General features: G+C 55.0%; 16 protein-coding genes and 1 tRNA gene. 12 read left to right on the top strand and 5 right to left on the bottom strand.

Annotated elements, in window-relative coordinates; genetic code table 11:
* The first annotated feature begins 1 nt into the window (after position 1).
* From BQ8011_RS01280 to BQ8011_RS01270, 3 genes are all read left to right on the top strand, one after another.
* The gene (locus BQ8011_RS01280; RefSeq protein ID WP_072456874.1) at positions 2-736 is read left to right on the top strand and encodes a class I SAM-dependent methyltransferase; all 735 of its coding nucleotides are present in this window, start codon (positions 2-4) and stop codon (positions 734-736) included.
* Positions 737-763: 27 nt separating this feature from the next.
* The gene (locus BQ8011_RS01275; RefSeq protein ID WP_072456872.1) at positions 764-2,476 is read left to right on the top strand and encodes an alpha/beta-hydrolase family protein; all 1,713 of its coding nucleotides are present in this window, start codon (positions 764-766) and stop codon (positions 2,474-2,476) included.
* A 193-nt stretch (positions 2,477-2,669) separates the two neighbouring features.
* The gene (locus BQ8011_RS01270) at positions 2,670-3,536 is read left to right on the top strand and encodes a Cgl0159 family (beta/alpha)8-fold protein (RefSeq protein WP_072456870.1); all 867 of its coding nucleotides are present in this window, start codon (positions 2,670-2,672) and stop codon (positions 3,534-3,536) included.
* 35 nt (positions 3,537-3,571) lie between these two features.
* Here BQ8011_RS01270 and BQ8011_RS01265 read toward each other — a convergent pair whose 3' ends face one another.
* Entirely contained in the window at positions 3,572-6,175 is a 2,604-nt protein-coding gene (locus BQ8011_RS01265) for a lysylphosphatidylglycerol synthase transmembrane domain-containing protein (protein ID WP_072457818.1), read from the bottom strand.
* Between the two features lie 98 nt (positions 6,176-6,273).
* Between BQ8011_RS01265 and BQ8011_RS01260 the strand changes: the two genes are divergently transcribed.
* Together BQ8011_RS01260 and pheA are read left to right on the top strand one after the other, a co-directional pair.
* Positions 6,274-6,972: a DedA family protein gene (locus BQ8011_RS01260; RefSeq protein ID WP_072456868.1), complete on the top strand. Its 699-nt coding sequence runs from the start codon at positions 6,274-6,276 to the stop codon at positions 6,970-6,972.
* The gene (gene pheA / locus BQ8011_RS01255; RefSeq protein ID WP_034500462.1) at positions 6,969-7,904 is read left to right on the top strand and encodes a prephenate dehydratase; all 936 of its coding nucleotides are present in this window, start codon (positions 6,969-6,971) and stop codon (positions 7,902-7,904) included. Before BQ8011_RS01260 ends, pheA begins: the two co-directional genes overlap by 4 nt.
* Before the next feature lie 158 nt (positions 7,905-8,062).
* Here the strand turns inward: pheA and BQ8011_RS01250 are convergent.
* Together BQ8011_RS01250 and BQ8011_RS01245 are read right to left on the bottom strand one after the other, a co-directional pair.
* Positions 8,063-8,146 (bottom strand) — tRNA-Leu (locus BQ8011_RS01250).
* A 138-nt stretch (positions 8,147-8,284) separates the two neighbouring features.
* Positions 8,285-9,214 carry a hypothetical protein gene (locus tag BQ8011_RS01245; RefSeq protein ID WP_072456867.1) on the bottom strand — a complete coding sequence of 310 codons (930 nt, stop codon included), beginning with the start codon at positions 9,212-9,214 and terminating at the stop codon, positions 8,285-8,287.
* A gap of 313 nt (positions 9,215-9,527) precedes the next feature.
* On the opposite strand from BQ8011_RS01245, the gene BQ8011_RS01240 reads away from it, so the two are divergent.
* The 7 genes from BQ8011_RS01240 (at position 9,528) to BQ8011_RS01210 (ending at position 17,704) form a co-directional block, all read left to right on the top strand.
* Complete coding sequence (locus BQ8011_RS01240) at positions 9,528-10,859, top strand: ABC transporter substrate-binding protein (protein WP_072456865.1); 1,332 nt, start codon at positions 9,528-9,530, stop codon at positions 10,857-10,859.
* Positions 10,860-10,967: 108 nt separating this feature from the next.
* Positions 10,968-11,843, top strand: coding sequence for a carbohydrate ABC transporter permease (locus BQ8011_RS01235; RefSeq protein ID WP_072456863.1), 876 nt, complete (start codon positions 10,968-10,970; stop codon positions 11,841-11,843).
* Positions 11,843-12,670, top strand: a complete 828-nt coding sequence (locus BQ8011_RS01230) for a carbohydrate ABC transporter permease (protein ID WP_072456861.1) — start codon at positions 11,843-11,845, stop codon at positions 12,668-12,670. The genes BQ8011_RS01235 and BQ8011_RS01230 overlap by 1 nt, the downstream gene beginning before the upstream one ends.
* A gap of 82 nt (positions 12,671-12,752) precedes the next feature.
* Positions 12,753-14,123, top strand: coding sequence for a glycoside hydrolase family 172 protein (locus BQ8011_RS01225; RefSeq protein ID WP_072456860.1), 1,371 nt, complete (start codon positions 12,753-12,755; stop codon positions 14,121-14,123).
* Positions 14,120-15,643 (top strand): glycoside hydrolase family 32 protein, encoded by a 1,524-nt coding sequence (locus tag BQ8011_RS01220; RefSeq protein WP_197678556.1) that lies wholly within the window; start codon positions 14,120-14,122, stop codon positions 15,641-15,643. Before BQ8011_RS01225 ends, BQ8011_RS01220 begins: the two co-directional genes overlap by 4 nt.
* Before the next feature lie 74 nt (positions 15,644-15,717).
* Positions 15,718-16,677, top strand: a complete 960-nt coding sequence (locus BQ8011_RS01215) for a LacI family DNA-binding transcriptional regulator (RefSeq protein WP_072456856.1) — start codon at positions 15,718-15,720, stop codon at positions 16,675-16,677.
* A gap of 127 nt (positions 16,678-16,804) precedes the next feature.
* Entirely contained in the window at positions 16,805-17,704 is a 900-nt protein-coding gene (locus BQ8011_RS01210; protein WP_072456854.1) for a DUF4862 family protein, read from the top strand.
* A gap of 265 nt (positions 17,705-17,969) precedes the next feature.
* Here BQ8011_RS01210 and glmS read toward each other — a convergent pair whose 3' ends face one another.
* The gene (gene glmS, locus BQ8011_RS01205; protein WP_072456851.1) at positions 17,970-19,883 is read right to left on the bottom strand and encodes a glutamine--fructose-6-phosphate transaminase (isomerizing); all 1,914 of its coding nucleotides are present in this window, start codon (positions 19,881-19,883) and stop codon (positions 17,970-17,972) included.
* A 68-nt stretch (positions 19,884-19,951) separates the two neighbouring features.
* The gene (locus BQ8011_RS01200; protein WP_072456849.1) at positions 19,952-21,169 is read right to left on the bottom strand and encodes an ROK family transcriptional regulator; all 1,218 of its coding nucleotides are present in this window, start codon (positions 21,167-21,169) and stop codon (positions 19,952-19,954) included.
* Positions 21,170-21,203 lie beyond the last annotated feature (34 nt).

Raw genomic sequence — 21,203 nt, 5'->3', positions numbered from 1 at the left:
CGTGACCAATCCCTTCCGTCTTGCGACTGACTCCTATGGAGCGGTGCGCCCAAGCTACCCGCGCGAGGCAGTTGAGACAATCGTGAAAGGGGCCGACGCCTCGACACTCACGATCGCAGACGTGGGAGCGGGGACGGGCAAACTGACCGCCGCACTCCTTTCTCGCGGGGTGAAGGTCACGGCCATCGAGCCTGCCCCAGCGATGTGCGACCAGATGAGGCAGCTTCTGGGAGAGGATGCGAATCTGAGAATTGTCGACGCATACGGGGAGTCAACGGGGCTTGCTGACTCCAGCGTTGACCGCGCGGTTTTCGCTCAATCGTGGCATTGGATGGATGCGGAAGCTACCTGCACAGAAATGCACCGAATTGTGCGCCCCGGCGGGAAGCTCATGATCGTGTGGAATCAGCTCGATGTCACGATTCCTTGGGTACACAGGCTCACGCGCATCATGCGCTCGGGAGATATTCATCGTCCTGATCGGCCGCCCCTTCTGAACTCGCAGTGGTCGCAGCCGGTCTTGGAACGTTTCGACTGGGAAGACGAAACGACTCCCGAGGAGATTCTTGAGTTGGGGACAACGCGCTCCTCCTATTTGCGTTCAACCCCCGCGGGCAGGGAAAAGATGCAGGCAAACCTGCGCTGGTACCTGTATGAGCATCTGGGATTTGCGCCGCATTCCACTGTGATCCTGCCGTACTTCACTCTTGTATGGACGGCAGATCGGGCACAATAGACAGGTAGGACAAGAGGGGGTGACATCATCAATATTTCATTGCTCGGCCTGATCGGCGCGCTGGTCATGTACGGAGTCTCCGTCTCTCCCTCTCTTCTTGCTCGCTCGTGGCAGTGGCACGCGGTAGCTTCCGGTGTTCTCACAGCTGCTGGTTACATCCTCGGCCTGACCCTTCAACGCCTGTACGCGATTGTTGTCCCCCGATTGGGAGTTCAGATCACTGCTCCGCCCACGGTGGCGCTTGCTTTTAGAGTCATCCTCTTCGTTGGTTTCTTCCTGTGGCTGATTCGCTGGTTGATCCATTCCTATCGCGAACGTAGGCGAGCCGATGTTCTGGTTGGAATGCCCGGCGAGAACTTGGGCCAGTACCTTCTGGGCACTGCCGGAGCTGTCGTCCTCACCCTTGTCCTTCTTGCCATCGCTTCTGGACTGCAGTGGATTGGGCGCGCTCTTCTTGCTTTCTTCAGCCAATGGCTGCACTACGTTCTTGCACTGTCCATTACTTTGGCACTCCTCGTCATCATCGTTTACGGATTGACCTCGCAGGTAATCATCAAGCTGGGCATTAACTTCTTCACCCGTCACGCGCGCCGCATGAACAATCGGACCGCTAAGGGAATCGTGCAGCCTCAGGTCAAGGAACGCTCGGGTTCGCCTTCGTCCTACTCGAGCTGGGAGTCTGTCGGAGGTCAGGGACGCGTGTTCCTTGGGCGCGGTCCCAGTCGCGCAGATATCGAGGCCCTCGCCGGATGCGCCGCCCAAGAACCGATCCGCGTCTACGCGGGAATGCCAGCAGAAGGGCAAAGCCTCCAGAGTGCAGCTGATCTGGTAGTACGCGAACTTCGCCGAAGCGGGGCATTTGAACGTGCAGTTATTCTGATCGCAACATCGACCGGATCGGGATGGGTTGACGAATGGCAAGTCCAACCCTTGGAATACCTCACCTTGGGAAACTGTGCGACGGCGTCCATGCAGTATTCCTTTGTCCCCTCCTCGATTAACTTCCTGACAGATCTGGACGTCTCAGAGGAAGCCGCGGTCATTCTCTTTGAGACGATTCGCCGCGCGGTTGATGAACTCCCCGAAGAGTCGCGACCCGCACTCTTCGTATGCGGGGAATCCTTGGGTGCCTACGCCTCGCAACATGTCTTTTCAGGGATCGTCGATGTTTTGAACCGGACCGATGGTGCGCTGTGGGTCGGAACCCCCGCCTTCACTCCCATGCATGCCGAACTCACCCAAGTGCGTCACCGAGGAAGCCCCCAGGTTGCTCCCGTTGTCGCCAACGGCCGTCACGTTCGTTTTGTCAATGTTCCGGAGAACTTGTGGGCGGACGTGTATGGGCGCGAGCTTGGGCGATGGAACTTCCCGAGAATCGTCTACGCACAGCACCCTTCCGATCCTGTGGTCTGGTGGAATTCGCAGCTTGCGTGGAACAAGCCCGACTGGATTTCTGAACGCGTCGATGGTGACGTGAGTTCCCAGATGGTCTACACGCGCCTGGCAACCTACATCCAGGTTCTCGTTGATATGCCGGTTGCGGGGACTGCTCCGGGCGGACACGGACACACCTACCACGAGGAGCTCATCCCACTGTGGGAAGCAATCCTCGGCCTGCGAAAGAATAGTGAGCATATGGGTTCTCGCTTTGGACTGGATTCGACGTGGATTCAGGCCGACACTCTTGGACGCATCGGTCAGGCAATTAGCGACAATCTGGCCAAATCGGAACGCCAATAGGGACGCGAAAGGACGCGCGCGACCCCGGACAAGTGTTGCCGGGCATCGCTGCAAATTTTTAGTGCACTGAATTTTGGTGATACTGTGACCGCGACCGCGTCGATGCGGTCGCAACAACAATCTATGGTTTTAACGATGACGACGTCCCCGCCCGCATGGATGCCTGCGCGGATGTGCGGAAAGAAGACGAACGATGAGTATTGATATCAATCAGATCATCGATATGAGGGTCAACCACCCCGAGCAAATCGGTTTCGTGATGCGTGACCGCGGAATGGGGATCCGCCCCAACGCGAAATTCCTCATGATCGCTGCAGACGACCCCGCGCGTGGAAACTTGGCGGCGGGAGGCAATCCTCGGGCACTGGAAGACCGCTGGGATCTGCTCGACCGTCTGTGCCAGGCCTTCGCCATCGAAGGAGTCAAGGGGTGCGTGGGTGCAGCTGATCTTGTCGAAGACCTGACGATCGCGGGAGTGCTCAAGGAAAAGTTCGTCATCGGCTCCATGAACCGAGGTGGCCTCGCTGACTCGTCCTTCGAATTGGACGACGTCATGAGTGGCTATGACATCGCGGGAATCCATGAGTCTCGCTTGGATGGCGGCAAGATGCTGCTCCGCTTGGACTACAGCGATGAGGGCTCGTCCCATACCCTGTCTCGCTGCGCTCGCGGGGTGTGCGCGCTCAATGCCTCGGGTCGAATTGCCCTGCTTGAAGCGGTGATCTCAAGCCGCGACGAATCCGGCCGCGTCCGCACTCACCTCGATATGGATTCCATCTGCCTAGCGACTGCGATCGCATCGGGTCTGGGAACAACCTCGGGACTGACATGGCTCATGCTCCCGCTGTGCGAGGACGTGAAGCGTCTTGCCCATGCGACCACTCTTCCCATCGTTTTGCGAGTCGACTTCAGCGTGGGCGTGGACGCGCTTCGTGAACGCGTTCAAGAAGCATTGTCGTACCCGAACATCATTGGGATCATGGCGGATACCTCGCTGGTCTATCCCAGCGAGGGAAGCGTTGAGGATGCGGTGAAGGCGGCTCTGGAGCTGATCGCCTAACTGCGGCTGCGGCCTCGCACCCCTTGCGAGGCCCCTCAGATCAGGTTCCGCTTCTGCATGATCTTCAGTGCGACCCAACCGAAGGGCGCGCGGCCATAGAAAGTTACGAGGCGGTAGATGATCGCGGTTGGCAATGCGATGGATACGGCGATACCGGCCACCTGCAAACCACCGGTGAGCGCGGCCTCGACAGGACCGATACCGCCGGGGGAGGGGACGACCGAACCCAGGGAGTTCGATGCCAAGTAGGTAATCGAGAGAGTCACAAGGTTCAGCGACCCGCCCATGGCCTTGAGTGAGGCCCAGAACGCGCCGACGAAACCGATGTTCATGAGCATGTTCCCCGCAAGAACCGCAAGGAGGCGCTGGGGCTGACCGGCAACCCACATGAGGCGCGGATAGACCTGCTTCCACGTGGGTTCGATCTTCGACCAAATGAACTTTCGGATCTTCGGGATAGAAATGCAGATAATCACGACAAGGGCGACAACTGCGACCCCGGCGATGATCGCGCCATAAGGCAGCGATACAGACAGTGAGGATCCGGAGAAGAACAAAACGGTGACGAGCAGTGAGATAGTCACGAGGAACTGTGAAATCTGCTGAAGAGTTACGGTTGTAACCGCAGCGGCTGTACTCATCTTCTGCTTGGTCAGGAAGCGCAGGTTGAGCGCGGCGGGGCCAATTCCAGCAGGTGCGACCAGAGTGACAATCGAGGCGGCGACCTGGGCAAGAATCGAGTCTCCGAACTTGACCTTCTCTTGGCTGAAAGCAACCAGAGGGACTGCGCCGCCAACCCACGTTGCAGCTGCGAAAGCAAAAGCGATGGCAATCCAGATCGGGTTGGCCTGCTTAACTGCTGCGACGATATCGGAGAAGTTCAAGGAACCCATCAAGATGATTGCGGCGAGCGCAAGAACTGCGAAGGTGATCATCGTCTTGGGGGCGAAACGTTGCAAATTAGCCGGTTGGATAGATTCTTGAGGAGTATCGGCAACGATTCCTTCGCGGAGTTTGTCAAGCAGATCGCTGCGTCGAAGGCTTGCAGTCACCTCCGAAGGCAGGACAGCCTTTTGCAGCACCGGCGCACAACCGACCAGGGCTTCTTCGGAAAGATTTCGTTGCGCCGAGGCCAGCGCCCGATCCTTTCCGACATAGATCGCAAGCAGAGTGAGCATCTGGGCGACATCGATGCGCTGATTGAGCTCGTTCGTTGCAACCTCACCCTCGTCCCAGTGGATCAGCCACACCTGGGAGGACTCATCCACAACCAATGAAGAGGGGGCAATATGGCGGTGGCTGATCGCATGGGCGTGCGCGAAGACCAACTGCTTCCAGGCCTCGTCAAGGATCTCATCGGTGAGTGCATCTGCCTCGGCAAGATCCTTCAAGGACGCGGTCGGTGGAAGCACGCGCATGACGGTCATGATGGAGTCACCCGCCTGTGCAAGCCCCATGGGTTCGGGCAGGTGTACGCCCGCGCGCTTGGCGGAAATGGTGGTCAGCATGGAACGCTCGGCAGCGGCCTTCACAGAGGGGGAAACCCAGCGGGAAAGGCCGCGAAGACGGACGTTATTCCACACTTCCAAAAGGGTCCCAGTCATTCCGCGCCCCGGGTCGAGCATGGTGATCTCGTAGGGCACACCGTAGATATCCCACACCTGATAGTGGCGATTGCCATCAACGGGGGGACGGCGAGGAATCGTGTATTCAGCTGAATCGGATGCGTGGGGTTCCGCGTGGAAATGGCCGTGTTCTGATTCGGTGACCAGCCATGTTTCCAGGTTGACCCCCGCGGGAAGAAGATCTGTGCGAATGATGCGTTGGGGTGTGATTCGGATGGAGAGAAGCGCGCGAACAATCTGACCGCCCGAAGCGCTGCGGTCCTGGAATCCCAAGACAAAGCGCGAGGCCGACCCAAAAGTGCGTCCCAAGAGCACGGAGAATACCGCCGAGGGAAGCGTGAGCTGGCCGCGCAAGACCCAAATGACGATGATGACGGCGAGTGCCCAGTATGACCAGCGAATCGTGCGCATGGCCTCGGCCTCGCCTGCCGCAGTGAAGAGCGCGATGAGCGCGACGGCGACCAAGTTAATTGCAATGTACGAGGCCGTTTGTCCGTTTTCTGAATAGGTGACGCTCAGTGGGCCGGTCGCGGTTTTGGGAAGTTGGCGCAGGAGAAGCAGGATTGCGTACGAGGCGACGCCTGCGATCACGCTTGTTGTCAGTGCTTCGATTGCTGTGGAGACTTGGCGGCGGAAGAGCAGCATGCCGATCACAGCGATCGGGGTGACAAGAATGGTTAAGCCCTCGACCAGAGACAAAGGCATAAGCAGCAGATCGCGAATGACTGTCACGCGGAGGACGTCTTGGGCAACGCCTTCGGTTGTTGAGGAGGCGACGAAACCCAGCCCCCATGCCAAGGCGATACCGAGGAGACAGAAGATGGCCTCGACAAGGTCGGAGCGGCGGCGTCGACGGTAATGGACCCGATCGGCGAAAAAGACCGCCTCGGGAAGTCTTGACTGGCGCGTAGGAGCGTGATCGGGTGTGTTTTCTTCCGCCTGCTCGGACGCGGGCGCAGGGGGCTGCGGGGCGTCAGAGGCCTCGGACGTGATCAGTTCCTCGGAATTCTCCATGGATGACATCCTATCTGTCTTCTAAAGACCGGTAGGGTTGACTTCGTAACATGCCGTGCGCTCTTAAGTGAACGGTGCCCGAGTTTAAGGAAATCTGCATGCTTGCTGCCGTCATGGTCAATGCCTCAGGTCTGGATACCTTCATCAACTGGTTCAAGGACCCCGAAAGCCTGCTGGTCGCTATGGGACCGTGGGTTTTGTGGGGAACAATGCTCATTGTCCTCATCGAATCCGGTGTTCTCTTCCCGGTTCTTCCCGGCGAATCGCTGCTGTTCACTGCGGGTTTGCTCCACGATCGACTGGGGCTACACCTGCCGACACTGATCATCATGGTTGTTGTTGCGGCCTTCATTGGCGCGCAGATCGGCTACTTCCTTGGCGCAAAGTGGGGACGCAGGTTCTTCAAGCCGGATGCTCGAATCTTGAAGACCGAGCACTTGGAGAAGGCCGAACGATACTTTCGTGACTACGGCGGGCGTTCCCTGGTCATTGGTCGTTTCATCCCCTTCGTTCGTACCTTCATTCCGATCGCGGCGGGAATGGCGCGCTACCCCTACGTCAAGTTCCTGATCTTCAACACCCTGGGTGCCTTGATCTGGGGTGCGGGATTCATCCTCGTTGGCTCACTGCTGGGTAATGTTCCCTTCGTGCATGACAATCTGACCTTGATCCTGGGTGTGATCATCCTCGTCTCGGTTCTGCCCGTGATCATTGAGATCGTCGGAAAGAAGCGTTCAGGCGAGCATGCTGAGGCCGGTGAAGCCGAGGCCCTCGCGCAGCAGGAGCACGCCGAGTGAGCAAGCTGCGAATCGCATTCCTAGGGCCCTTCGGGACTTTTACAGAGCAAGCTCTGCGCCAGGTTGCCCCGGAAAACGCTGAGCTTATTCCCCTGACTTCCCCGCCGCTGGCAATGAAAGCGGTACGTGAAGGAAAGGCAGATTGGGCGGTCGTTCCGATCGAGAATTCCATCGAGGGCGGGGTTAACGCGACGCTCGATGCACTGGCTGACTACCCGCAGCTCGTCATTCGCGCGGAAATGCTGGTTCCCATTACCTTCCACTTGGCTGTTCGCCCTGGGACGCGCGCGGAAGATATCCGCAAGATCGGGACGCACCCGCACGCGTGGGCGCAGTGCCGTAACTGGGCCGAGGAGACCTTCCCGGGTGTTGTCCACGTTCCTGCGACTTCAACCGCTGCAGCGGCTGAGACTTTGGGGGCAAGCGAGGGAGCATTTGACGCAGTCTTGTGCAATGCGACCTCGGTTGAACGCTACGGTTTGGAATCGCTGTTCACGGATGTTGCGGATAATCCTGGTGCGATTACGCGTTTTGTGTGTGTGAGAAGGCCGATTGAAGGGTCCTTGACTGCGCCGACTGGACACGATAAGACGACGATTCAAGTCGCGCTGCCGGTGAACCAAGCGGGTTCGCTCATGCGTCTCCTTGAGCAGTTTTCGGTGCACGACGTGGACCTGTCGCGAATTGAATCACGACCCAGCGGTGATGGCCTGGGTGCCTATACCTTCTCGATCGACATGGTTGGGCACATTACTCAAGAGCACATTCAGGCTGCTTTGCGAGGCCTGTACCGAGTTTCCCCGGACGTGCGCTTCATGGGGTCCTACCCCAGCTCAACGGTCAATAGCGCGGATGTTCCTCAAGACGACGAGGACTATCGCCGTGCGCGGACGTGGGTTCGTGAACTCATTGCCGGGGTTTCGCAGGACTAAACTGTTGCATTTTCCGAGGCCGGTTGGCGCTGGAAGGCGTCAGTCGGCCTCACACTTTGGTTGAGCAAGGTGCGCATTGCGATTGCTTTGCGCATGAGGCGGGCCAGGCCTCGGCAGGTAAAACAAAAGGACCCAGCTTTCGCTGGGTCCTTACTACGTGCGCGAGGGGGGAGTTGAACCCCCACCCTATCACTAGGACACGGACCTGAACCGTGCGCGTCTGCCTATTCCGCCACTCGCGCGTACGTGGAAACTTTAGGGAATGAGAAACGATAAGTCAAACTGAATGATGAAAGGCGGCGCGCATCACCTTGAGACATGTAAAGACACCCATCCCATAGCTGACCACCGCCTGCGCGCAGCCGGCTTCCGTTCGTCTTTTACTTCGCGAGGAAGCGTTGGACGAAGCTTTCGGGTAGGTACAGGTATTTTTCTGCAAGCCCGATGAAGGTCTCGAAGTCGATCTCTGGATTGCTGAAAAGCTCGTGAAGTTGGGGATTGTCGCCCCGGGTAATTGGGCCGAATTCTCCAGTGGGTAGGCAGTAGAAGATATCACGACTGATCGCGTAGGCGTTGTTATTGCCGAACTCTTCCATGACCGCGAAGCGCATGAAGTCGATCATCTGGAGTATCTGTTGTGAGGTGTCCTCCGGATCGATGGGTGCATAGAGCAGGACGGATCGTTGCGGAATGGCAAAGAACAATCCGTGGGGGGCATTGATGTGGAGATTGCTTACCAATGCGCCGATGTTTGCTGCCTTACCGGCAATAAATGGTGATTCTCCCAGCAGTTCAGTAAAGGGGCCCACCTGTTGCTGAGTATCGATGGGCTCGTTATCGGTGTTGATCTGGCCGTAGTGGAAAAGTTCATCGACCGAAAGTGGGTATCGGGCAAGACTTTGATCCGTTACCAATGACACGCTGTTTGGGAAATCCAGGTAGAGCGCTGTGGCTAATCCGGCGGTGAATGGGCGAATGTAGGTGATGGGGAGATCTGAGCTCTGCCCGCTCCGGATGATGCGTGTGCGGATTCGCTTGCGAAGCTCATCGGGATCATTAACCGAGTACTCGGGCATCCGCAGAGTTTCAATCATGAAGGCAACCCAGCGCTCGATTCGTTCTTGGTGCTGGGCTGGGTTGGAGCGCGATAAATCTGACAGAAGGTTTTCAACGTTGAAGCGCATGGTGTCGACGGTCAGAATGTAGCCGTTTGTTTGCGGATCGACCTGGGGAGTGGCATCAATGCCAGCGTCTTCCAAGCGCTTCAAAAGATAGGGAAACGTGCGTTGAATCAGTTCATTGCGGTCCATGTGCGTGAGTTTAGCGTTTTTCATATTTGAAAGAGCTGGATTGAGGCTGGATGAGAGTGTGTGCCGGGTTGAATCGCTGTAGAAGTCCCAGAATGTTAGCCCGGATGAAAATATGTTAACCGGTTGACAGGATTTCTGTTAATGCGCTAATTTAGTAGCTGTCCAAATCAGATAGCCGCATTATTTGGGTGAATAAGGCGGCGGCATGTAGGCAAAGTCATAGAGTTACCCCGTAGATGAGGTGAAGTTTCTATTGCCACATGTTAACCGGTTGACATAAACATTGACTCTTCTTAACGGAGGCGAAGGTGCCATGAATACAAATTTCAAACCTGGCGCATTATCGGTCAGTATGCTCTCCCTGCTTTTAGCAGTTAGCCTAACAAGCTGTAGCGGCGGAACGAGTACTTCAGAAGATGCTCGTGACCAAAGCGGTGCAACCGTGATCAAGTTTGGGATCAACGTTGCTAACCCGGAGAAGCAGGAGCCCGCGACGTATGCGATTGTGCAGGCATTCAATTCTGCGAATGAAGGAAAATACAGGGTCGAATTTCAAGCTGCGGATACCGAATCGCACAGCAAGAACTTAAAGCTGCACGCTTCAGATGGCACGCTTCCGCAGGTGTTCTGGGTAGATGGTGCTCAAGTTCGCGACTTTGCCGATTCGGGCGCATTGCTCGATTTGAACGACTATCTAAAACAAAATCCTGATGTGAATACGGCTTTGGCTGGTGCGCAGGATGCGTTCAAGGGAAGCGATGGTGTCCAGTTTGGATTGCCATATCAAAGCAATGTTCAGGGCATCTTCTATAACAAGGAACTGTTCGATAAAGCGGGTATTTCTTATCCGACAGACGCGACAACTTTTGAAGACTTTATGAATATGGTGAGCGCACTGAAGTCAAGTGGCGTTACTCCTGTCGCGATTGGGTCAAAGAATAGTTCTTTCGCAATGTGGGAATTCAACCTCTGGCTGACTCGAAATGGATGGTCGGAGAACATCGACTCGATCATGGCCGGAAACGCCAAATTTGCGTCGAGTGACGTCGCTGGGGCCTTCGATAAATTGCAAAAACTGACGGACGCAGGAGCGTTCCCAGATAATATTTCTACGCTCGAATACTTTGATGCGAAGCAGCAGTTCGATGACGGTAAAGCCGCAATGTTTGGAAGTGGCCAGTGGGATTGCGCGGAGTTTGACAAATCACTTGGCGACAAAATTGGCTTCTGGTGGGGGCCAAAGTTTACCGACAGTAAATACGACCAGGATGTCAATATGAGGGTTCCGTCGGCACCAATTGCTGTTAGTGCCGCTGTAGGTAATGACGAAAAAGCGCAGGAGGCAACTTTTGCCTTCTTGAACTTCTACTACTCGAAAGAAGCGGCAAAGATCTCTTATGAGAATTCAATGTTCCCTGCTACTTCGTATGAGGGGCTTGCGCCAGCTAGTGACAAATACGCTATGAGCGCAATGACTGCGGCATTGGGGAACGGCTACAAGTCTCCGGCTGTAGCTCCTGACCTTTCCGTTCCCTCAGCGCTTCAATCGGAACTATACGATGCACTATTCGGCGTCATGCAAAAGACCTATACCCCTGCGCAAGCGCTCGAAAAGTTGGATCAGGCTGTCGAAAATTCGAAGTGATTCCAACCTGGTCGAGAGCGCGGAAACCTCAAAATCAAGCCGGATATTGAGCGTGCGCTCTCGGCCAGCAGACCTAGTTCGTCAATATGTAGTAGGGAGCGTAGGTTCATGCATTGGCTCAGCAGAAAACGGTATAAAGTCGCATTTCTTATTCCGTCGTTGCTTGTCTATACCTTGTTTATCGTCGTCCCGATATTCGTTGGTATCGGGTATAGCTTTACGAAGTACACGGGGATTGGAAAAGCAAAGTTCAACGGACTGAGCAACTACCAGCGTCTCGTACATGACAAGCTGTTCTGGTCTTCTCTCACAAACACTCTTGTGGTTTTTGTGGTTGCATCGGTCATGCTCCTTGTGCTGTCTTTTGCGCTAGCGTTGCTTCTTAACAGCAAACTGAAGTTTTCAGATACGTCGAAGGCACTTATCTTTTCTCCAGCAATTATTGCGCCGATCATTGTTGGAATTATTTGGGTGTACATCCTTGACCCGAAGATTGGTCTGATTAATAGTCTGCTGCATGCAGTGGGACTTGATAGCTTCCGGCATCAATGGATCGGTGGAACAGTACTGACTCCATATTCCACGGCGATTATCTTTTTCTGGCAACAGCTTGGATATTTGACGACTATTTTTATCGCCGGATTGAAAATGATCCCGGAAGAAATTATTGAAGCGGCTCGTGTAGATGGCGCGAGCGCCTGGAAGCGAACGATATCTATCACGATTCCAATGATGCGTTCGACGATCTCAACTGTCATCGTCCTGATCATTACCGGGATCTTTAAGATTTTTGAAATCGTTCAGCAAACAACGGGTGGTGGGCCAAACCACTTGTCTGAAACCCTTGTGACTTATGCCTATTCGGTAACGTTCCAAAACGGCCAGTACGGCTATGGTATGTCGATCGCGACCGTTACGTTCGTAATTTCTCTTGGTATTACGGGTATTTACATGTTGCTTTCGCGCGATGGAGGTGAAAACTAATGACAAAGCAAACCCGGATTGTGCTCTATGTATTGATGGCACTGACTACCGTAATTGTCGTTCTTCCTTTCGCATGGATGCTCCTGATGTCCTTCAAGACTAATGGAGAGATCATCTCCTCCCCTCTTTCTTGGCCCAAAGGGGTGAGCTGGGATAACTACATAAACGCGTTGAAGACACTGAATTATCCACGGTTGTACGCGAATACGTTTGTAGTCTGCGTTATAAGCATTGCAATTGAACTGAGCATTACCTTTCTAAGTTCCTTTGTACTTGCACGATTTTCCTTCCGGCACCCACAGTTTGTGCGCCTCCTATATGTGTTTCTGATCGCGGGATTGGCCGTTTCGCCCTTCATACTGCTTTTCCCTGTGTACAAGATCAATTTAATGTTTGGTTTGAAAGAGCAATGGGCTCTTGTTATGCCGTATGTTGCATCGTCTATTTCGTTTAACACGTTGTTGTTTGTTAACTATCTAAGGGCTCTACCGAGTGAAATTGACGAAGCAGCAATCATCGACGGCTGCTCAATCTGGGATCTTCTATTTCGAATCGTTGTGCCGATGGCGAAACCAGTGATCGCAACGGTGGTCATATTCAATGTCCTTTATATATGGAATGAATATCCCTTCGCTTCGGTAATGCTGAGAGAACAAGCCGACTACACGCTTGCCATGGGAGCGTCGTTCTTTAAGGGAACGTACACCGTTGATTATGGGGGCATTGTCGCTTCAAGCGTGATGATCATTATTCCTGAGCTGATTTTCTATGGGATCTTCCAAAAGAAAATTGTTGGGGGAATGGTGGCAGGGGCGGTCAAAGGGTAGCTAGTGCTGCGGTTATCAGTAGAAATTAACTCCGGATATTTGTCTGGTGAAATGGAAATAGGACTAGTCATAGGAGACTAAAATGGCTCAAATTACGGGTTTGCTTGGCGATCTCACGACTGTAAAGCATGCACGAAATGGACGTCTCGCAAGTTGGGATCAACGAGGGAAAAACCAAGATTACTGGGAAATCCCCGCCGGCGAGTCTATTTCTTTGGGTGAGATTGAGGGTCCCGGTTGCATTACGCATATTTGGATGACGTCATCGTGCCGTCGTGTTGTCGCTCCCTCTATTCTCGACCCGGAGCAGAACGCATCTGCCGCCCCAGTTATGGAGATACACCCGGCACTCGGGGTTATTTGGGACGACTACGATCCGTATTACTACAGGAAAGTGCTTATCAAGATCACATGGGATGGACAAGATTCGCCGAGTGTTCTTGCACCTTTCGGGGATTTTTTCTGCATTGGGAATAGTTATCCGGGAAACTTCACTTCGCTTCCGTTCAACGTCTCGCTCAAACCTGAAGAAGCTGGCCGGTATGGTGCTCCGTGCTCTGTTTCGTGCTACTTTCCGATGCCGTTCAATAAGAAAGCAAAAATTGAAATTGTGAATGAGAACGAGCTTCCATTCATCCTCTATTTCAATATCGACTACGAGATGTACTCCGAACCCCTTCCTGAAGATACTGCATATTTCCATGCGTCTTGGCGCCGGGAGAATCCGTGTAACGGGTGGGGACCGGACCTGCAAGTCAACTCGCCTGAGGTCAACAATGTGTCGAATCTTAGCGGGGAAGGAAACTACACCGTCCTTGACGTTCAGGGCCGTGGACACTATGTCGGCTGCAATCTGACCGTAAAACATTTCCAAGGAAGTTGGTGGGGAGAAGGAAATGACATGTTCTTCATCGACGGCGAGGAACTCCCAAGCCTAAATGGAACAGGTACTGAGGACTACTTCAACCATGCGTGGGGGATGCAGCGTAATGCATTCCCGTTCTTTGGAACGATTGTGCATGAAGGCGATACTGACGGTTTCCAGGTGTCGTACAGGTGGCATATCTGTGACCCTGTTCGTTTTGAAAAGAGCCTGAGGGTGACAATTGAGCACGGTCACGCTAATCATCTTGCCGATGACTGGAGTTCAACAGCGTATTGGTATCAGGTGCTCCCGACGGTTACTCCGCTGACGATAGCCCGTGTTGAAGACCGCCTTCCTGTTGTCCCGGTACTTCCAGAGCGTGAAAATCCGAAGGTTAGCCTGTCCGCAGAACAGCGTGCTGCTCGTGAGACATATGAAGCGCGGTGGGAGGAGTACAAGCCTCGTCGGGAGGCGCAGTTCCGCATTAAAGAAGACAAAGCACGCCGTGAATCGGCTCTGAACACCGCATTTGCGGCACAGCTTCGTAAGGCCTTTGAACGGCAGGAAAATGAGAGCACAAGGGTTTGAGTACATTGATGAGCAATCAAATAGAGCAACAGATGTTGCTACGGGCTAATGGTTTTATCGCCTCTCATGCATCCACGGTCGCAGAGTCAAAGATGCGTCAGCGTTACCACTTCATGGGGCCAGCTGGATGGATCAATGACCCAAATGGGCTAGTTTTCTTCCGAGGGCAGTACCACTTTTTCTACCAATTCAATCCGTATGAGCCGTTCTGGTCCCACATGCACTGGGGCCATGCCATTAGCGATGATCTGGTCCATTGGAAGCATCTTCCAATTGCCTTGGCGCCCTCAGAGGAATACGAGTGTCACCCGCGAGGTGGCTGCTTTTCAGGAAGTGCGATTGAGAAAGATGGGCGTCTGTATCTGATCTACACAGGTACGTCGAACCACGGGAACGGATTCGAACAAACGCAATGCGTTGCCTGGACTGACGATGGAATCAACTTCGTGAAATATGAAGGTAATCCTGTTCTTTCTGCTCCTCAGGAAGTGCCTACCGACTTTTTCCGCGATCCGAAAGTATTTGAGCACGAGGGAAAGTATTTCCTTGTCTGTGGTGCTCAGAAAAATGGTCGCGCACAGGCCTTGCTATACACTTCACCGGATCTTCTTCACTGGGAGTTTATGAACGTATTGTTCGAGTCTCGAGGTGAGTGGGGTTTTATGTGGGAGTGTCCAGATTTCTTTCCATTGGGCGATAAGTGGGTGTTTGTCTGTTCTCCTATGGGAGCGGGGGAACGGACTTGCATTTACTTCGTCGGCGATTTTGACGGGCGGCGTGGGCGTTTTTATCCTCAGACGAGCGGCGAGGTTGACTGGGGTCTTGACTTCTATGCACCGCAATCTTTCCGCGCTCCGGATAGTCGCCGCATTATGGTTGGCTGGGCAAATGGCTGGGATTGGATGCCGACTTGGAAAGACTGGGGTCCGACATGGCGAGATGGATGGTGTGGTGCATTTGGGGTTCCGCGTGAAGTTGCTCTGGATGAGAAACTCCATCTAGTGTCCCAACCGATTCGTGAACTCGCGTCCCTGCGTGACGCGGATACGAAAACTGAAATCGATTCGCTAATCGTTGAGTCGAGTTGTGACGTACCGGTAGGGGACGGAATCTCATATGACCTGTCCTTTGAAATTGACCTAGATTCCACTACGACTAGGTGCGCAGCGTTGTTGTTGCGAGCTAAGGGCGATTTGGGATTGTTAGTTGAGTGTGACATCGAGAACGCTGAGCTACGGCTCAGTCGTGACACTGCCGATGGGTGGAGCGCAGGGGTTTCGCGTAGTCCGTTGTGTCTCATGGGTAAGTCCCAGCTTGACGTCAGAATCTGTGTGGATGTGTGTTCAGTCGAGTTATTTGTCGATGGGGGAAGAGTCGTCCATTCGATAAATGATTTTGCTCCTCTTGAGAACAATGAGATCAGATTTCAAGTTGATGATGGTCAGCTTGTTATTAAGAACTTGGTTGGTTATCCCTTGAAGGCGGTTACAGATCCCGCATTAACCTTCGAATTGCACTGAAATAACGGTTGTGCTGGCTAGACTGGAGCAAGTACTTGCGGCTGTCTAGCCAGCACCCCGCGAAAGGAACGAGGATGGCAACGATCACCGATGTTGCGCGTTTAGCCGGGGTGTCGAAAAATACAGTTTCCCGTTATCTCAATGAACGTGGTTACATTTCAGATAAAACACGTCGTGCGATCGCGAGTGCTATCGATGAGCTGCACTATCAACCGAACCAGATTGCACGGAGCCTGTATACGCGTCGTACGAATCTAGTTGGTCTTGTAATTCCAAACGTTGAACACCCGTTCTTTGCCGCGGTGACGAGTCGAATTGAGGATGAGCTCGATTCCCGCGGATACAAAATGATTCTTTGTAATACCTTGCATTCAACACGCAAGGAGCGTCAGTACATCGATATGCTTACCGCGAATAAGGTAGATGGGATCATTATCGGTTCGCACTCGATTGATATTGACTATTCCGAGGTTGCTGCGCCCGTGGTTGCGCTGGACAGATATCTTGCGGACGACATACCGGTGGTTGCATCAGACCATGCTGAAGGCGGGCGAATTGCTGCGCAAGCCTTCATTGATCGACATTGTCATAAAGTAGCGCAGCTTGTAGCTTCAGGACGTGTGAGGACTCCTTCAAATCTCAGGCATGAAGCCTTCTCAAATGCAATGAGGCTAAATGGCATCACCTGTATTACGCATGAGCTCCAGCTCAATCAGTTTCAATATTCGACGTACATTGAGACCGCCAAGCAAGTCTTGGATGAATATCCAGGGTTAGACGGTGTATTTTCGGCAGACCCGGTCGCTGTTGCTGTTCAGCAGGAGGTCCTTCGTAGGGGGATGAGTGTTCCGGAAGATGTGTTTGTTTATGGGTACGACGGTACGTACTTAGCGGAGGCTGTTTTTCCGCAGCTTCCCAGTATTGCCCAAGATTTTTCTGCGCTTGCGCAGAAAGCTGTGGAAGTGTTGCTCATGCAGATAGGAGGGGGTGAATTCGAGCAGCTTCAGTATGTGGTTCCTCTAGCAAAAGGCTAGACGGCGAGGAATGCCTGTAGGCTTGGAACGTATTTGTCTGATGAATATGCTGCGTTTTGCGGCTTGACCTGTCAGACTTATACATGCATGTCCCAACGATGGCGACATTCACGGAAGGATGAGCACAATGACAATCCCATTCATTATCGGAGCCTACGCCTCGCATCCCGCACCGGAACTGCAAGAGGACTATTACAAACTTCTCGCACAGCAGCCGTGGATCAACGGCCTCGAAATGCCCTATCCCGGACAGATCGCCACCGACAACGAACTTCTCGCCGGCCTGCTTGCCGCGAACTGGGATTTCAACACCGTCACCGCCATCCCCGGCACCATGCAAAACGTCGGAAAAGACGCGAACTTCGGCTTGGCCTCGCCAGATCGGGACGGTCGCGAGGCCGCGCTGGCTTTCACCCGCCAGCTGCGTGAGGACGTGGGCAAGTTGAGCGAGCATGCCGACCGCCATGTGGTGACGCGCATCGAAGTGCACTCGGCACCCACTCGGACCGCAGATGGGGACGCGTTCAGGCGATCTCTGGAAGTTCTGCGCGAATGGGACTGGTACGGCGCGAAGCTCGTGATTGAGCATTGTGACCGCTTTATCTCCGAGCAAAAGCCAGAAAAGGGATTCTTAGCCATTGAAGAAGAAATCCAGATCGCTGCGGAATTTGAGGTCGGTGTTCTGATTAACTGGGGACGCTCCGTTCTAGAAGAACGCAGTGCCGATGCTGCCTACGATCACATCGTTGCGGCCGGGAAACGCGGGGTTCTAGATGGCGTCGTCTTCTCGGGAGCGGGTCCGGAGGAAACCCAGTATGGCTACGCCTGGATTGATGGGCACCTGCCCGGCCAGGTCGATGAGCCGGCATCGCTCATGAGTGATGCGGAAATTAAGCGCTGCGCACGCGCCGCGATCGAGGGCGGATGCAACTATCTGGGTGCGAAGATGTGCGTGCCCAAGGACGCAACCTTGGAGGAGCGCCTCGCGATGCTGACCCACGTCTACAAGGCTTGCGAGCTCCAATAACTGTGCTTACGTAAGCACTCGTTGAGTATCGGCCCCTGGAATATCCGCCGCCGGAGTATGCCCCTCGGAATATCCGCCTGAATGTCCTCCGGAATATCCCACTGGAGTATCCGCCCGCGGACAAAGTGCGTCAATGTGCGGGCATAGTGCAGCTATTTCACGCCTGTCCTTCGAGCTATGACGCACTTTGTCCGATGGAGAGGTCGTTGAAGCAGAAAACGGCGTTCGTCTGCCTCGTGCTGAGGTCGCAGCCGCGCAGCCGGTCCTACTCCACGGTGACTGACTTGGCGAGGTTTCGAGGCTGATCGACATCCAGCCCCTTCACCGCCGCAAGCTCACACGCAAAAATCTGTAGCGGAACAATTGTCAGCAGCGGCGCATACAGCGTCGGAACCGGAGGTACGCGGAAGACGACTTCAGCGAACTCGTCAACCGATGCGTCGCCTTCCTCTGCAATGACAATGGTTCGTGCTCCGCGCGCGCGGACCTCTTGGATATTCGCCAGGACCTTCGCGTGCAGTTCGGGGCGGCGCGGAGTTGGCACGATGACGACGACCGGCTGGCCTTCATCCACTAGGGCGATCGGCCCGTGCTTGAGTTCGCCGGCCGCAAAACCCTCCGCGTGGATGTAGCAGATTTCCTTGAGTTTGAGCGCACCCTCGAGAGCGACGGGGTAGCCCACGTGCCGCCCCAAGTAGATCACCGAGGTCGCGTCTTTCATGGTGCGAGCGAATTGGCGAACTGTTTCTCCGCTATCCAAAACCTTCTGAACCGCCTCGGGAAGGCGCGCAAGTTTCTCCATGTAGTCGGCGATCTCGTCGGCATACTTGTTCCCGCGAACCTGTGCCAGGTACAGGCCGAGGATGTAGCACGCTGTCACCTGTGAAGTGAAGGCCTTCGTGGAAGCGACCGCGATTTCGGGCCCTGCATGGGTGAGGATGACGGCATCGGATTCGCGCGAGATGGTCGAACCGGGAGTGTTGACGATCGCGACGACCTTCGCGCCCTGTTCGCGGGCGTGGCGGATCGCCTGGATCGTATCCATGGTTTCGCCGCTCTGAGAAATTGCGACAACCAGGGTCTTTTCTCCGACAACCGGGTCTCGGTAGCGGAATTCGCTGGATAGTTCGACCTCGACGGGGATACGGCACCAGTGCTCAATCGCGTAACGGGCGACCTGCCCCGCATAAGAGGCGGTTCCACAGCCAATCATGATGATCTTGTCGATCCCACGCAGGACGTGCTCGGGGATGCGGATCTCATCCAAAGCCAAGTGCTCGTGCGAGTCCATTCGATCAGCAAGAGTCTCAGCCACGCCTCGAGGCTGTTCGTGGATTTCCTTCTCCATGAAGGTCGGCCATCCGCCCTTGGTCGCGCGATCCGCCGAAAAATCGACTTCGTATTCCTTCAGGGGGACCGGGTGCCCATCCGCACCGATGACCGTTACAGCGGAAGCGCTCACGACGACAAGTTGATCCTGGCCGATTTCCACCGCGCGGTTCGTGTGCTCGATGAAGGCAAGGACATCTGAACCCAGGAAGTTTTCTCCTTCGCCGAGGCCAATAACCAGCGGCGATGACCTGCGCGCGGCAACGATGACCTTGGGAGATTCAGTGGACAATGCGAGCAGAGTAAAAGTTCCCTCGAGCTCGGCGGTTACTTCCCGCATGGCGACGACCAATCGGCGCGCGACGGCCTCGTCGGTGCCGCTCAGCCCTGCAACTTCTTCCGTGTACGAGGCAGCATCCGCCTGATCGTAGGCGCGCGCAAGCAGGTGCACGACCACTTCCGTATCGGTTTCCGAGGCGAAGACCGCACCTTGTGCGCGCAGTCGGGTGCGCAGTTTGTCCGCGTTTTCGATGATTCCATTGTGGACAAGTGCGAAGCGCCCATCCGGGCTGACGTGGGGGTGAGCGTTTGCTACCGTGGGACGTCCGTGAGTTGCCCAACGGGTATGCCCGATCCCGGCGTAAGCATCGGCTGGTGCCTCAGAATCTACGGCCTCGCGCAGGTTGACCAGCTTGCCGACGGCCTTGATGACGTCCAGTTCTCCCGGATACGCCAATGCGATTCCTGCAGAATCATATCCGCGGTATTCCAGGCGCGAGAGGCCATCGAGGACGACCTGACGGCTGCGCTGAGAGGCTTGATATGCAACGTGTCCAACAATTCCACACATAGCCTCATTGCAGCACAGGAGCCTTGCTATCGCTTGCCGGGCAGCTATGTAGCGCCTGTGAATCCTGCCTAGAATGCACCGTCTTTCCAGTGAATCGGATCGTCCAAAATTCTCTCGAGAATCTGGAAAGCCCCACCGCGCAGGGAAAGGTCCTCGGATGAGGGAAGGATATCGATAGCGGGCGCATACCAGGGCGCTTGGAGGACTCGAGTTTCCAATTCCTCGTGCAGCGTTGGCAGTAAGTAGGGTGCGGTCTCGGCGACGAGGCCACCCAAGTAGACCTGTGAAATATCGACGGTGTTGACGACGCCTGCTAGGGCTTGCCCCAGTGCATGACCGGCATTGGCAAGAGCATCTTGAGCCTTCGCACTGTGTCCGGCAAGCTGGGTAAGCTCGCGCGCGCTAGCCCCGTCTCCCAAGCCCGCTGCTCGGCATAGTGCCTTGAGTCCAGCAATGGTTTCCAGGCATCCGCGTGCTCCACAGGAGCAGACGTTTCCTTGGGGTTCAACGCAAATATGCCCGATTTCACCCGACCAGCCGTGAGCTCCGCCCAGCGGTTGATGGTTGATGACGAGGCCGCCGCCGATGCCAACTTCCCCGGAGACATAGATGAAAGATGCGGGTCCCTCGGGAACGCCTGGGCGGGGATGGGCGACCGCAAAGGCTGCCAAGTCGGCCTCGTTCGCAACGAGGGTGACGTGGAGGTCGTGGAGGGGGTGGGTGAGTTCGTCGAAGGGGATGTTCTTCCAGCCGAGGTTTGGAGCGGTGACGAGGGTGTCGCCAGAGACGAGGCCGGGGAGGGCAAGCGCGCTGCCGAGGAAAACCGTGCCTTCCTCGCGTCCTGCGTGTAGGACGCGTCTTCCCATTCGAGCCAGTTTGCGCAGGGTTGCCTGCGGGTTGGAGCCGGAGAAATCGCCCTCCAGTGTCTCTCGAGCGAGGACGTTGCCGCTGAGGTCGACAAGGTATGCGCCAAGAACGGAGATATTCACCTGCAGTCCCAGTGCGATGACCGTTCCCGAGGCGGGGGAGAGGACGCTTGTGGGTCGGCCTCGTCCGCCAGTGGCGAGTTTATCGTCGCTTTCTTCGACGAGGTCGGTGGCGATGAGTTCATCGACCAGACGTGACATTGTTGCGCGTGAAATTCCGGTTTGAGCAGCGATTCCCGCGCGGTTGATTGCGCCAGGATTGGCCAGGATGTGGCGCAATGCCAGCGAAAGATTGTGTGCACGCAGATTTTGGTTCGTGGCGCCAGAATGTGGGCTTTGCGTGCGAACTGTGTTGGCCATGTCTTGACTCTATCGCATTTTTTGGATTATGTTA

The organism is Actinomyces marseillensis, assembly GCF_900155605.1.
GTDB classification, from domain to species: Bacteria; Actinomycetota; Actinomycetes; order Actinomycetales; family Actinomycetaceae; genus Pauljensenia; species Pauljensenia marseillensis.
Note: the sequence above shows the minus strand (reverse complement) of the source record. Positions and strands in the feature narration are given on the sequence as shown.